The sequence below is a fragment of the Blautia sp. HCN-20427 genome, from assembly GCF_037890365.1.
In the GTDB taxonomy this organism is placed as follows: Bacteria; Bacillota; Clostridia; order Lachnospirales; family Lachnospiraceae; genus Blautia.
In genome coordinates this window covers 91914-106559 of record NZ_JBBKBX010000005.1, presented here as the reverse complement: position 1 = coordinate 106559, position 14646 = coordinate 91914, and the positions used below count along the sequence as shown (strand labels likewise).

Sequence of the window (14646 nt, the reverse complement as noted above, 5' to 3'; positions counted from 1 at the left end):
TATGGCAATTACAAAGTGCCTGCACATGAAACAGGCAAAAACGGGTTATCCGGCAAAACATCTGGCAAACGGTCTTCGCTATATTATGAACCCGGAGAAAACAGAACATGGCCGCTATGTCTGTGGACATAACTGTATTCCTGAACAGGCATTATCCCAGATGGTAGATACTAAACGTCATTTTGGAAAGCTGGATAAAAGGCAGGGCTACCATTTCATTCTTTCGTTTGAGGAAGATGAGGTTTCGGAAGAAGAAGCCTTCCAAGTGGTAGGAGAGTTTGTGGCAGAATTTCTTGGGAAGGATTTTGAAGCGGTTTATGCAGTCCATAATGATACGGACCATATTCATGGGCACATTATTTTTAATTCAGTACGCTGTACTACGGGATATAAATACGATTATAAAAACGGGGATTGGGAAAACAGTATCCAGCCTCTGACCAACCGGATATGCAGGGAGCATGGTTTATCTGTGCTGGAGCTGGAAGAAGTAAAGGAAAAACGCAAACAAAAAGGACAGGAAGAAAAATCTCTTTCTGAACGGGACAGGCGGATCAGAAGAGATGTGGACCAGGCATTACAGGACGCAGGTTCTTATGAGGAGTTTCTTGAAAATCTTTTCAGCATGGGATATGAGTTGCGGGGGAGAAAGCACCTTTCTGTTCGGGAACCCGGAGCAGGAAGGGCAAGACGGCTTGACCAGCTAGGGGAAGAATATACAGAGGAAAGGCTTCGGCAGCGTTTTGGACGCCTTCCAATCCCGGAAATGACCGGAGAGGAGATACCGGTAGAATGGACGTATGTGTTTATCCCATACCGGGAGCGGCATTTGACCAGATACCAGAAGGAACGTTTTCTTCGCAGGTACCGGCAGGGGAAACCAATGGCAGACTCTAAAACCTGGAAATACAGGGCAGCAATCCATGAATTGAAAAAATTGCAGGAGGAATTTGATTTTCTGGCAGCTTATCGCATACAGGATAAGGCGCAGTTGAAAGCCATTTCTGATGCAACAAAGGAACAGCTTTGGGAAAACAGCAGGGCAAGAAAGCAGCTACGAAAAGAAATGGTTCCTTATGAGGAAATGCTTCTGCTTCTCAATAAGCTGCAGGAAAAACAGATGGAAGCAGAACTTTATCAGGAAGGGTATCAGGAATTTTTTCAAGACCACCAGACATACCAAAACCTTCTTGGGCAGTTAAAAGAAATGGGATATTCCTTGTCTGAGGCAGAACAGACAGACGCTTATTTCTTTGAGAAAGAGGAGCGTTTGCGGATCGAACGGAAAAAAATCTTAAAAGAAAAAAGGATTGCAGAGCGTCTGCGTGAAAAAGCAGAAGAAAAAGAAAAGTTGGAAGCACAGCAGAAGGAAAAGAATAGGAAACCGTCTGCGAGGGGCAGAGGAAAAGGAGGGTAAATGACAGTAGAAGGACAACGGTATCTGGAAGAATGCCGGAAAGTTTTAAAAGAGGAACAGATAGACGCAGTTTCTATGGGGCTGGATTTTGGTCTTCCTGTTTCGGATATCCAGAAGGTAGTTAAGAGCAACCAGGAAGCCCCGGTGATGAAAGCAATCATCATAGGGCTTATGGAAGGGATTGGGGAAATCGACTTTTTATGTGAAGGAAATTATAACCAGTTCCAGGTACGGGAAATCGTAGAGGGCTTAAAAAACGGGCTGGATCTGGAAGAGGTGAAAACCTATGCCGGAAATGAACTGCCGGCCAGTCGTATGCGGACTATGCGGATACAACTGGAAGAGTCAAAGGCAAAAAAAGAGGTTCCGAAAGATGAAGAAATGCGTTCTTATATGAAAAATCTTATGGGGATCATGGAACAATCCATTCAGCAGTTTCGGGAAAGCAATGACCGTTTTACAGCCTTGTCCTCTCTGGTAAAGGAGCATGTTGTTGAAGAGAAAAACCAGGAGATCAAAGACCTGTATGAGAACCTGCAATACAAAGATAAAAACATACAGGAATTAAAAGAAAAGCTGGCAAAGAAAGAGCAGGAAATTCAGGATCTGAAAAAAGAAGCAGAAAAACACAGGGAAAAGACAGAAGCTGCTTCCAGGGAAACAAAAGTGGTATTGGAAGAAAAAAGCATACAAACAGCAGAAGGGCTGCAAAAAAGTAAGCGCCGGATGCTTGGGATTGCCATGCTTGGGAAAAAAGTACCGAAAAGTGTTGTGGAGAAGATCCTGGAATATAACCTGTCCGCAGAGCAGTTGGAAGAAATCCGCCAGTGCGTAGAAAGCGGGCTGGCAGATGCAGAAATCCTGCAGGTGATGGAGAACAGCCCTTCACCGGAGAGAATGAAAAAAATGCGGGAAATTATCCTTTTGATGCGGAAACGGAAGGCGGGTGTGTAAATGGCAGAACTTGAACATGTGGTAAAAACATTTTCCCTTTTGGAAGCTGCCGAAAAGGAACAGCCCTTTCTTACCAGGGAGCAGAAACAGGATTTGTACCGTATTGCTTTTCATAAGGAGTCTATGGAAGAGGTAGAAAAAATTATTTTGCAGTTACAGGCGCCTCATGCAGGAAAGGAAGAAAAAGAGCGTATCCTTTCCCATTACCTTGAACCGTTTTTTCAGGTTCCGGAAAATATTTTGCAGATTGAGAATTATATTTTTCAGCTTCAATATATGACCTATGAAAAGGAAAAAGCAAACCACATGCTGGAGGCTCTCTTAAAACAGGAAAATATCCAGTATGACCTGGAAGCCATGCTTACAGAAGGAAAAATAAAGGCGGCTGTTCCAGTAAAAAAGGACAGGGCAATGGGATAGGAGGGAGAGCATGAGTGAAATACAAGATGCGGCGCAGATTATTAAAGTTTCCTTTGAAGGCGCAGAAATCATTCTGAAAATGGGAAATACAGGCTGGCAGTTTGTAAAAGATATTTGTGCGGTATTTAAAAAAGTTCTGGATCAGGAAAAACTGTCAGGGAAAACTTCTGTACAAAAGCTCCTGAAAATGGGAGGCGATTTACAGGTTTTCCGTTTTGAAACAAAAGACCTGGAGCGGGTAAAAGCCCTGGCAAATAAGTATGGGATTTTATATTCCATTTTGCCGGATTTAAATGAGAAGGACGGTATGAGTGAAATTTTGTTCCATTCCCAGGCAGCGCCCCGTATTCAGTCCATGATGGCAAAAATTGAACATTCCAATATTGGGACGTTAGATGAATACTATGAAAATGCAGAGCCGGATAAGGTAGAGCAGTTGGTAGAAGAAGTAAAAAAGCCTGCCCTGCCGGAGTCGAAGGAGTGTGAACTGGTTGCGCGGGAGCTGGCGAAAAACCAGGTGGAGAAGATCAGTGATGTCCGTTCCCGTCTGAATATGACCTGGCTTCAGATCTGGCCGATTATCTGCTACATGGAAGAACAGGGGATTTTGGAGAAAGGGAAGGAAGGTACGGTGACACTGACCAGGACACCGGAACAGGTTGAAGAATTGGTAGATTCCCAGCAGTGGAAACAGTTGTTTGGGGAAGAGGAAGCCAAAAGACGCAGCACTGGAAGCAGCCAGGAAACAGAAGAAAAGATGCAGGTCATTCGGCGTATCCAAAAGGAGAAACGGAACAATCCAGGTGTGAATGCCATTACCATAGACCAGAAGCTGGTATATGAAGAAACAGAGCATCATATCAAAACCAGGATTCCGTACCGTAAGAATGAATTTATCTGGCTGGATAAATCGGAAATTAGCTGGATTAATGACCATAAGACGATTTTTGCAGGATTGGAAAAGAAGAAGGAGTATGCAATTTTAGACCTGGAGGACCGTTTTCTTAGAAAAACTTCGGGGGAAGATTTATATAGGGAAAGCTATGACCCGGTACACAGGGAACGCGCCAGACAGGAGCAGGAAAAGATACGCAGAAGAAGGGAGCAGAATTACAGGAAGGCACAACAGAACCTGGAAGCAGGGAGAAGAACCATACAGGGGCAAAGGAGGTAGAGAACCGGAGCAATTCAGAAAAAGAAGAAACAGTCCTGGGGCATGTATCTTATTGGTGGCATAGCTTCCGGCTATGGAGGTTATCTCTTGAACGTGTGTTATCAGCCCGGAAAGGATATCAATTATTTTTTAAACCGTCTGGATCAGGTGATGGTAGCCCCGTTTGCCAATTATTGGAACGAAACTTCCTTAAAAGCAATCATTTTGGGGATTTTTGTATATGTGATTGGTATGGTCATGTATGTCACCAGCCGGAAAAACTATATGCCGGGACAGGAATTTGGTACCGCTGTTTTTGCAGATCCGAAAAAAGTGGCAAAGCAGTTTGCGGATAAAGATGAACACAATAACCTGATCTTATCCCAGAATGTCAGGCTGTCCATGAATACCAGAAAGACCAGGAGAAACCTAAATGTCCTGGTAATCGGAGGAAGCGGCGCTGGAAAAACCTTGTTCATGGTGAAACCCAATCTCCTTCAGTTAAGCAGGGCTTCCCAGATCATTACAGATCCCAAAGGGGAGATTTTAAGATGCTGCGGAGGTATGCTGAAAGCGCATGGATACCGGATACGGGTGCTGAACCTGGTGGAAATGGAGCAGTCTAACGGATATAATCCATTCCGCTATATCCGCTCTGAAACAGATATTGTAAAACTGGTTACCAACCTGATCAATAATACCACACCGAAAAACGCACAGCCCAGTGATCCATTCTGGGAGAAAGCCGAGTCTTTGTACTTGCAGGCCATTTTTCTTTATGTGTGGCAGGAGTGTGAAATGGAGAAAAGGAATTTCCGTATGGTTCTGCAGCTTTTGAATGAGGCGGAAGTCCATGCAGACGGTTCCCCTTCTGATTTAGACCGGCGTTTCCGCAGACTGGAGAGAAAAAAGGGAAGCAATCACCCTGCTTTAATCCAGTATAATAAAGTGGTCCGGGGTGCCGGAGATACGGTAAGGAGTATCATCATTTCCGCAAATGCAAGGCTGGGATTGTTACAGAACCCACAAATTTTGCGGATTCTGGATCATGATGAAATGGAGATTGAGGAGATTGGGCTTGGTGTTGACGGGGACAGAAACCGGAAGACTGCACTTTTTTGTGTAACGCCGGATTCGGATAAGAGTTATGCCTTTTTAATTGGTATGCTTTATTCCCAGATTTTCCAGGAATTGTATTACCAGGCAGACTTCCATTACAATGGAAAACTTCCCATTAACGTCAATTTTATGCTGGACGAATTTGCCAACGTGCCATTGCCAGATGACTACTGCAGCCTCCTTAGTACCATGCGTTCCAGGAATATTTCATGTACCATTTTTATCCAAAACCTTGCCCAGATCAAGGCTTTGTTTGAGAAAACCTGGGAAACCATACCGGGTAATTGTGATTCTCTGGTATATCTTGGTGGGAATGAACAGTCCACGCATAAGTATATCAGTGAGTCCCTGGGAAAAGGAACCATTGATAAAAAAAGCAGTGGGGAAACCAAAGGCCGGCAAGGGAGCAGTTCCCGGAATTATGATGTGCTGGGGCGTGAGCTTTTGACACCGGACGAAACCCGAAAGCTGGATAACTCAGAGTGTATTTTGTTAATCAGGGGTTGTGATCCTATTATTGATAAGAAATACAATACTTTTGCACACTCCAGATTTTCGGAAACAGAAGATGGCGGGGCTGCGCCTTATATCCATGACAGAATGGCTGCCCAAAAACAGGCGGTACAGATTTTAAGTGAAGAATCCCTGGATTATTATAAGAAGAAAAAGGAACAGGGAGAAGATGTTCAGATTGTGGAACTGTCTTTTGATGAAATTTTTTCTTATGAGCCTATTCCTAAGAAGATTTTTTCGGAGGAAGAGCTGAAAGAGAACCAGAAGAAGAGAACGGTAGAGGAGGTGAGGCCGCCGAAGAAAACGGAAAAACCGGTACAGACAGAGGAAGAAAAACTTTCTGAATTATTGGAAAGCCATGTTTATAATGAGGAACAGTTGGGAGAAATCATGCTTGCCATTGGTGCTGGAATTTCGTATGATAAAATCCTTCAAATGGCAGATACAAAAAACAGTGCTGAAAAGATGAAGGAAATCCGTAAAAAATTTACAAAAGAAACAGCCTCGGATTAAAGAAGGCAGATTTTTGGAAACCTGTAGTTTTTGCATTACGCAGGGCAGGTTTTCAAAAATCTGTCTTTTTGCGTAATGCGGTATTAATCACATGAAAAGGAGTAAAAAGATATGAAGATCAAAGAGGTTATCAGAAAGAAACAGAACCGCTTGAAAAAATCTCTACTGGGAGTCCTGGCAGTAAGCGCTGCCACTGTTTCCCTGTTCCCCCAGACTGTCATGGCTTCCGGGGTAAGTGACGTAACACAGCCGCTTATGAATTTAAAGACACTGGTGATCAGTATTATCGGTGCGGTGGGTGTGATTATCCTGGCAAAAAACGTGATGGAATTTGCACAGGCTTACCAACAGCAGGACAGTTCTTCTATGAACAGTGCCATTAAAGGAATTGTTGCAGGGCTTATTATGGCAGCCATTTCCTCCGTTCTTACTTTCCTGGGAATTAGCTAAAACCATTCTTCTTTTTGAGATAAGCAGATAAGAAGAGAGGTGAAGTGATGTTTAATTTAGGAGAGGCGATCCTTGCACTTTTGGAAATCGTGTTTGGATTTTGGAATAACCAGGTCAGCCTCGTATTTGAACTTTTAGGACAGTCCCCTACCGGGTTCAAAGGAGGCGGGCCCTGGGGGATCATTGAAGGGATTGAACCCCTTTTTGTTGGGATAGGCTCTGCCCTGGTAGTCCTTTTTTTCGTCATTGGGTTTTGTGCAGAGTCGGTAGATATCCGGGAAGAAATCCGGTTTGAAGCAATCCTCCGTATGTTTATCCGGGTTGCCATTGCACAGTGGCTGGTATCTTATAACATTACCATTATGAAAGCCCTGTTTACTTCCTGTGGAAACCTGGTGGGGCATTTGGGGCAAAACCAGAGTGTGGAGTTATCCATTGACCCGGCGCAGGCAGAAGTGATCAAAGATTTGGGATTTGGAACCAGTATCGTGTTCCTGATACTTGCTGTTTTCCTGTCTTTAATCGTTATTATCTGTGGTTTCTTCCTGCTGTACAATGTTTATTTCCGCTTTTTGAAAATTATGGTAATTGTACCTTTTGGGGCGATTGCCAGCAGTACCCTGGCTGGAAACCGGGGGCTTAGCAATACCTTTGTAGCCTATATGAAATATTTTATCAGTGTCGTTTTTGAGGCAGTCACAATGGCGCTGGCAATTCTTTTGTGTAACCAGTTTATTTCCTCCGGACTTCCGACCTTTACCGGAGATTATGAGGACTGGGCCAAAACCCTGATTTATTTGGGGGAAATGACCTTTACGGTTGCGCTGACGGTAGGCACTGTAAAAGGAGCGCAGAACCTGACTTCCAGGGCACTGGGATTGTAGGAGGAAAGGATTGTGCAGGAAAAAGGGATACAGATGACACTATTTGAATATTTTCAGGACGCAGAATGCTTCAGCCTTAAAGAAGCAGTGGCTTGTGTAGAACAGGTAAAAGAGGTAAAAGAACCCAGTATCCGGGCAAGAATTTATGAGGGAATAGAAAAGGGGCTTTTTTCCAGGATAGCCAAAGGAGTCTATACGGTTACCAAAGAACAGGACGGAGAAGAGGTAACTTGTATGCTGGTTCAGGGAAATGGCAGGGATTTGAGCTTTTTAAAAGATAACAGTATAGATGCCATTATTACAGACCATGCTTATGACCTGAAAAAAAGCCTGAAAGGGGGAAACCGGGATTTTGCCGCCTATGAATGTTTTCAATATACGCAGGAAGACTTTGATGAAAAATACCGGGTGTTGAAAAAAGGGTGTTTTCTGGTAGAGTTCATGCCGGAAGAAAATGGGGAAAATTATGAATACCTCTATCAGATGAAAAAAATGGCGAAAGAAGCAGGACTTGAATATTATGCAAAAGTCGCCTGGAAAAAAGGAAATTTCGTTGCCAATACGGGAAGAAAATCTAAAAATACGGAAGAGATTGCATTTTTTACGAAAGGAAAAGCCAGGAATTTACGCCCAGATGCGAAAAAGGATAAGGCGGAGCCAGGAATATCCCACTATATGTCAGGCGCCAGGGGAATGCTTCCAACGGTCTTTGACATTGAACCGCCAGGGAAAAACTCCCGTATTCATCAGGCAGAAAAACCAGTGCAACTTTTGCAGCAGATCCTTGGATTTGTAACAGAAGAAAAGGAGTGGGTACTGGATCAGTTTGCAGGTTCGTTTTCCCTGGGGGAAGCAGCACTTTTAAATGAACGGAATGCAATCTGCATTGAAATTAATGAAGAATATTTTGAAAAGGGAAAAGAAAGGCTTCTGTCTGCAAAGAGCAGGAGCCGGTAAGAAGGGAGGATATGTAAATGGAACAGGAAGAAAAACTCAGCCTGGATTTTGGCAATGGGGAGATCTATGAGGTCTGGCTGGAAGTTGCAACTTATCCGGCTGATAAAAACATCAAAGTTTGTGTGTTTACGGAAAAAGAGGAAGAGATATGGAAACTTTTTGAATTGACCACAGATATGGGAATTCCGCTGGAAAAGAACCAGACCTTTTTGCTCCCAGGCTATGATCTGGAGCAGATCGTAGAATTTATCAAAAAAAACGGGCTTGGACAGTTAAAAGAAGAAATTTGCTGTTCTGGTTGTATGGAATATCCACTGTTTGAATTTCAGGAAGAAACTTTAAAGAAATTGGACCCGGAGGGATATGCAGCCTATGAGCAGGCATACCAGGAACGGGGAGAAGTAAAAAATCCAGAATTTCAAAAGGAAATCAAAACAGCAGATTTTCAATGGGCGTATGAAACCGAAGAACTGGCATTGCGGGTAGATTATTACGCAATGAACCAGAACCTTTATGTGGAACTGTATAGTAAGGAAGATGGGGCGTGGGAACCGTTTTCAGATTTGACCGTAAACCTTCCCGGATATTGCCTGGAACCTGGAACTGCCTGTATCAGCGGTGATTTTAGTAAGGAAAATATCCAATTTATTCAGGAGCATGGACTGGGAACTTTGCTTCCCTGGAAGGCACAATCCGGTATGGGGCAGTACGCGGTGGTGAAATTTCATCTGGAGGAGCTGCGTAAGTTTGACCAGGCTGGGGTTGCCGCCTTTTGCAATCAACATGGATTACAGAAAACCATGCAGGAAGAGCGAAGACAGAGCAGATAAAAAACAGATACAGGAGGTTATGTATGGAGATTGAATTAAGTGAGGACCTACAGCATTATAAAGAATCCCTGGTTCTAGGACTTACAGCAAAACAGTTTTTGTTTTCGGCATTGGCATTGGGCGTAGGAACTGGGATTGTCCTGCTTTTGTATGAAAAAATCGGGATTACTTTGAGCTGTTATGTGGCAACCCCTTTTGTTGTACCTCTGGCACTGACTGGGTTTTATAACTATCATGGGCTGACATTCTGGCAGTTTGCAGGGAAGATGATTTATTTTTCCTTTTTTAACCGCCCTTTGGTGTATGGCTCTACGGAATCGGTGCAGGAACTGAAACAGATTTATATGGAAACCCGTCAGGAAGAAGAACGGGAAGTACAGCAAAGGAAAAAGGAACATAAAAAAGAGAAGAAAGGTGGTGATGTCAACGTGGTGAAAAAGAAGGCAATCCGTATGGGAATTGTAACGGTAGTGATGATTGTACTTGGTGCGGCAGCAGCGGTGTGGTATAAGATGTACCGTTGACCAGAATATTCAATCAAGGCGTGAAATAGCGCCTGCTCTCCATTTCAGGAGAGGGATACACAGACATGTAGCGGCAGATGGAAGCTGCTGTGTTTGTGGTCCCATCTGCCTGAAAGGAGGAAATTAGAGATTGTCAATTTTTTCAGATAAGTTTGACCAGTTAAAAAAAGCAGATAAAGCAGTAAAATCCCCGAAATATCTTCAGGAAGTCATGGGGATTGGGAGAATTGCAGAAAATGGCATTTTTGAAGTAGGGAAGGGGATATATTCCAGGACATACCGTTTTTTGGATATTAACTATGTAACCGCAGGTGCAGAAGAACAGATGCGGATTTTAAAGCAGTATTGTAAGACGGTAAATGCCATTGATATATATTTTCTTATTACCATTTTTAATCGGAATAAAAATATGCAGGATTTCCGGGAGCATGTACTTTTCCAGGAAAAAGGAGATGGTTTTAACTGGCTGCGTGGAAGTTATAATCAGATTATTGAAAAGCGCATTGTAGATGGAAGGCAGGGGATTGAGCAGGAAAAACTGCTGACTGTATGTGTAGAACGGAAATCCTACGAACAGGCAAAAGCATTTTTTGCCACTTTTGAAGCTACCTTAAAACAGAACTTTGGAGAACTTGGTTCCTGCATTGAAGAATTAAATGCAGAAGAGCGGCTGCGGGTACTTTTCAATTTTTACCGTATAGGGGAAGAAGAACAATTCTCCTTTGATTTCAGACAGGCGTTAAAAAAGGGCGGTGATCCTAAAAATGATATTTCACCAGGGTATATGCAGTTTTACCCAGGTTATTTTGAAACGGAACGGAAAAAATGCAGGGCATTATTCATTAAAAAATATCCGTCTTCTTTATCGGATACCTTTTTAAATGAGATTACCAGTCTTCCGGTTCATAGCATCACTACAATCTGCATTGTACCAGTACCAAAAGAACTGGCAAATAAGGTTCTTCAGAAGAAATATCTGGGCATTGAAAATGATATTTTAAAGCAGCAGAGAGTCCGTAATAAAAATAACGACTTTTCCAGTGACATTTCTCATATCAAGAAAGTCCAGAAGGAGAAGATTGTAAATCTTATGGACGACGTGCGGGAAAATGACCAGAACCTGTTTTATACAGGGGTTAATTTCTTGATCATGGCAGAGGACAAGAAGGAGTTAGACAGTGTAACCGAAACCATTAAAAATATCGGCAATGGACGCATGTGCCAGATTGAAACCCACTATTATCAGCAGAGGGAAGCTATGAATACCATACTTCCAGTGGGAAACCGGCAGATCAGCACAATGCGGACCATGCTCACCAGGGATATTGCAGCCCTTCTTCCCTTTAATGTACAGGAATTAAACGAAAAGTCCGGCGTCTGCTATGGCATTAACCAGGTTTCTCATAACCTTTGCATTGGAAACCGGAAAAAACTGGCAAATGGAAATGGAATGGTATTCGGTGTCCCCGGCTCCGGAAAATCCTATTTCAGTAAGTCGGAAATGCTGCAGGTGTTCTTAGGAACAGATGATGATATTATCTGTATCGATCCGACACTGGAATATTTTGATATTGCAGAAGCCCTGGGAAACCAGGCGGCAATCATTAACCTGTCTACCTATACAAAGAATTACATCAATCCTTTGGAGATGGATGTCTGGGCGCTGGATTTAAACGATTCCCAGGGATATATCCGAGATAAAGGGGAATTTATGCTGGGGCTGTGTGAACAATGTTACGGGGATAATCTAAACAGCCGCCATAAATCCATTATAGACCGTTGTGTACGAAAGCTGTATATCGACATTGCAAAGGCAAGGGAAAAGCATATCCCTACCATGTCAGAATTTTATGAGTTATTGTTGGAGCAGCCAGAAGAAGAGGCAAAGGACATTGCTTTATCGTTGGAGCTGTTTGTAAATGGCTCTTTAAATATTTTCAATAACCATACCAATGTGAATGTACAGGCAAGGTTCATTGTCTATGGTACCAGGGACCTGGGGAAAGAGCTGGGAGCCATTTCCACTCTGGTCATGCTGGAAAATATCAGTGCCAGGATTGCAGAAAACGCAAAGAAAGGAAGGGCAACCTGGCTTTATATAGATGAGTTCCATACGGTTCTTGACCGGGAGTATAGTGCGAAATTTTTGTTCAGCCTCTGGAAAAAAGTGAGGAAGCAAGGGGGACTATGCACAGGAATCACCCAAAATTTGGTTGATATGCTGCAGAACTATACAGCCATGACCATGCTGGGGAACAGTGAGTTTATTGCCCTGTTAAAGCAGTCCAATGTAGACAGTCAGGAATTATCCACTGCAGCAGGAATTCCAGAAGCACAATTAAAATATGTAGATAATTCTCCTTCCGGTACGGGGATCATTAAGTATGGAAATACCTGTATTCCATTTGATAACCGTATGGAAAAAGAAGCCAATCCGCTGTATGCGCTTTTCAATACCAACCTTCACGAAAAGGCGTTGCAGACAAAGCAGGAGTAATGTAATCTGAAAGGAACTTTTTCTTTTATCTGTAAAGGAAAAGGTATGACAGACGAGAAAAAATTAGGCAACAGCAAAAATTATAAGTCGGTAAAGTAGAAAAAGGATAGGACAAAAAGAGTGCAGTTCTTTTATCAGGCACTCTTTTTGTATATCATGGGAAAGGTGGCAGAATGGCTGAAACATATCAAATAGAAATGAATTTAGAACAGTTGGAAAGACTTTTAAAAAATCTGCCGGAGGGAATTATGCTGGAGATTTGTTTTGGAAAGGAAGAACATGGAGAAGACACATAAAATAGATGTGGTAAGTATACGCCTGGTGGAAGAACCTCCTCTATACAGTAGTAAAGAATTAAAAAATCCCTGTGATGTGGCAGAACTCTTTCAGGATTTTTTAAAAGATTGTGACCGGGAAATGTTCTGTATTTTAAACCTTCGGACAAAAAACCAGGTTATTAATGTCAACGTAGTAGGTATGGGAACGTTAAATAGTGTACTGGTTCACCCAAGAGAAGTATTCAAATCTGCGATTTTATCCAATGCCAGCAGTATCATTTTGGCACATAACCACCCTTCCGGTGATCCAGAACCAAGCAGGCATGATATAGAAGTGACAAAGCGATTGGCAGAAGCCGGCAATCTTATGGGGATTGAGGTGTTGGATCATATCGTGGTGGCTGAGAACCGGTATTTTAGTTTCAGGGAAGAAAACATACTGCCAGAATACTTTCAAATGGAAGAAGTAGCAGCAGAGCAATCTCTTCCTTATGTAAAGAGTGAGAAAGAGAAGGTACATTAATTATTGCAACAGTGAAATACATTGACTGGTTTTGACAGAACATGTATAATAAAATAAGAAACAGAAAATAAAAGTAGCTAAATAGACAAATATCGTCAAAGTGTAAACATAAAATTCTTGACGAACAGGTTGTATTATGCTATAATCCCAAATCTTGAAGGAGTATACATGGCAAAGAAAAAAGTTTATGCTGTAAAAAAGGGTAAGCAAACCGGTTTGTTTTATTCATGGAATGAGTGTAAAGAGTCGGTAAGTGGATATCCGGGAGCAGAGTATAAAGGTTTTGAAACAGAAGAGGAAGCGAAAAACTATTTAGAGAATAGGATACAAGAAATTAAAAAAGTAGATATAGAAGAGAACACAACAAACCAGTTAGTTGTATATGTAGATGGTAGTTTTGATGAGAAAATAGGAAAATATGCTTTTGGGTGTATTATTCTTACACCAAGAGGAGAAACTATTAGAGAATCAGGAAATGGAAATGAACCGGACTCTTTAGCAATTAGAAATGTTGCTGGTGAAATGCTTGGTGCTATGTATGCAGTACAATGGGCAATTAAGAATGGTTATCATAACTTAGAACTTCGTTATGATTATGAAGGAATTGAAAAGTGGGCTCAAGGAGAATGGAAGGCAAAGAATACACTTACTCAGAAATATGCAAATTTTATGAAGAGTAAATCAGATATTCTAAAAATTTCTTATCAAAAGGTAAAAGCTCATTCTGGAGATCATTATAATGAAGAAGCAGATAAATTAGCCAAAGCTGCTTTAACAGAAGGTAATGGGATTCCTAAAGTTAAAAGAGGCGATTTTTGGTTTACAGTTGAGGGAATTTCAGATGAAGATTTGTCAACAGTTATAGCACTTGCTGTTGATGAAATTGGAAAAGACAATCTAATTATAGATGAAAAAAAGATTGCTCATGGAAAAGCAGTTTCTTTAAAATGTAACAAAAGTAAAGATAGAGTAGTTGTGACACATTATCAAAAGCATAATAAAGTAGTAATGCAAGGAAGACCAGAAGTGTTATTTTCTACTATTATTGGATATATTACTGAATTAATAGAAGTAGAAGAAATTCCTAAAATTTTTAATGACACATATAATCTTAACATAGATAAAGACGAGGTTCGCTCTGAATTTCAGTTTTATATGCCAAATGCTTATGATAAGCTACCGTCTAAGAAAATGGAAAGATCTCTTCATCAGGCTGTGTATAATTTAAAGGTCACAGATGATATGTTTGATGGAACATATTTGGCTCAGCCGGCAATTCGTGTTGTAGAAGCACAATTAAAAATAGCATTAATAGAATGTGGTATTATACCAAATGCGCAGTACATCAAAGAAAATCATTTTGATATGTTTGATAAAATAGGTGTAAAATATAAGCTGAAACCAGAGAGATATGGAAATGCAAAGCCTGAGCAGGTAAAGTATATTGGAAATATTTATACGTTTTATAACAGCAATCGCCATCCAATAGAACATTGGGATGACCCTACAGCACCAATTGATACTACAAAGATGCTGGATATAAAAGGTGCTCATGATTTGATTAAAAGAGCATTGGCGATTATTGATGAATATTATGAAGTGATTTAGAAATTA

General features: G+C 41.6%; 14 protein-coding genes. All 14 read left to right on the top strand.

Translation table 11 applies throughout. The features are described from left to right. The first annotated feature begins 1 nt into the window (after window position 1). The 14 genes from WKT17_RS04610 (at window position 2) to WKT17_RS04545 (ending at window position 14640) form a co-directional block, all read left to right on the top strand. The gene (locus WKT17_RS04610; protein WP_117689843.1) at window positions 2–1417 is read left to right on the top strand and encodes a relaxase/mobilization nuclease domain-containing protein; all 1416 of its coding nucleotides are present in this window, start codon (window positions 2–4) and stop codon (window positions 1415–1417) included. After that, entirely contained in the window at window positions 1418–2371 is a 954-nt protein-coding gene (locus WKT17_RS04605) for a hypothetical protein (RefSeq protein ID WP_117688067.1), read from the top strand. Beyond that, window positions 2372–2791 (top strand): hypothetical protein, encoded by a 420-nt coding sequence (locus WKT17_RS04600; protein WP_117688068.1) that lies wholly within the window; start codon window positions 2372–2374, stop codon window positions 2789–2791. Window positions 2792–2801: 10 nt separating this feature from the next. Beyond that, a complete protein-coding gene (locus tag WKT17_RS04595) occupies window positions 2802–3965 on the top strand; it encodes a PcfB family protein (RefSeq protein WP_117689844.1) in 1164 nt (387 codons plus the stop codon). A 42-nt stretch (window positions 3966–4007) separates the two neighbouring features. After that, complete coding sequence (locus tag WKT17_RS04590) at window positions 4008–6089, top strand: VirD4-like conjugal transfer protein, CD1115 family (RefSeq protein ID WP_178105376.1); 2082 nt, start codon at window positions 4008–4010, stop codon at window positions 6087–6089. A 111-nt stretch (window positions 6090–6200) separates the two neighbouring features. After that, a complete protein-coding gene (locus WKT17_RS04585) occupies window positions 6201–6539 on the top strand; it encodes a hypothetical protein (protein WP_021651237.1) in 339 nt (112 codons plus the stop codon). 47 nt (window positions 6540–6586) lie between these two features. After that, window positions 6587–7423, top strand: a complete 837-nt coding sequence (locus WKT17_RS04580) for a hypothetical protein (protein WP_025577460.1) — start codon at window positions 6587–6589, stop codon at window positions 7421–7423. A gap of 12 nt (window positions 7424–7435) precedes the next feature. After that, complete coding sequence (locus WKT17_RS04575) at window positions 7436–8380, top strand: DNA-methyltransferase (protein WP_233435077.1); 945 nt, start codon at window positions 7436–7438, stop codon at window positions 8378–8380. A 17-nt stretch (window positions 8381–8397) separates the two neighbouring features. Continuing rightward, window positions 8398–9210, top strand: coding sequence for a DUF4313 domain-containing protein (locus WKT17_RS04570; RefSeq protein ID WP_117689846.1), 813 nt, complete (start codon window positions 8398–8400; stop codon window positions 9208–9210). Window positions 9211–9233: 23 nt separating this feature from the next. After that, on the top strand, window positions 9234–9734 hold the full coding sequence (locus tag WKT17_RS04565; RefSeq protein WP_117689847.1) for a PrgI family protein: 501 nt from the start codon (window positions 9234–9236) through the stop codon (window positions 9732–9734). A 130-nt stretch (window positions 9735–9864) separates the two neighbouring features. Continuing rightward, on the top strand, window positions 9865–12231 hold the full coding sequence (locus tag WKT17_RS04560) for a VirB4-like conjugal transfer ATPase, CD1110 family (protein WP_055173279.1): 2367 nt from the start codon (window positions 9865–9867) through the stop codon (window positions 12229–12231). Window positions 12232–12404: 173 nt separating this feature from the next. Further along, complete coding sequence (locus WKT17_RS04555; RefSeq protein ID WP_255610470.1) at window positions 12405–12527, top strand: hypothetical protein; 123 nt, start codon at window positions 12405–12407, stop codon at window positions 12525–12527. Then, window positions 12511–13032 (top strand): JAB domain-containing protein, encoded by a 522-nt coding sequence (locus WKT17_RS04550; RefSeq protein WP_055173282.1) that lies wholly within the window; start codon window positions 12511–12513, stop codon window positions 13030–13032. Before WKT17_RS04555 ends, WKT17_RS04550 begins: the two co-directional genes overlap by 17 nt. 168 nt (window positions 13033–13200) lie before the next feature. Then, window positions 13201–14640, top strand: coding sequence for a ribonuclease H1 domain-containing protein (locus tag WKT17_RS04545; protein WP_021650937.1), 1440 nt, complete (start codon window positions 13201–13203; stop codon window positions 14638–14640). The last annotated feature ends 6 nt before the right edge of the window (window positions 14641–14646 follow it).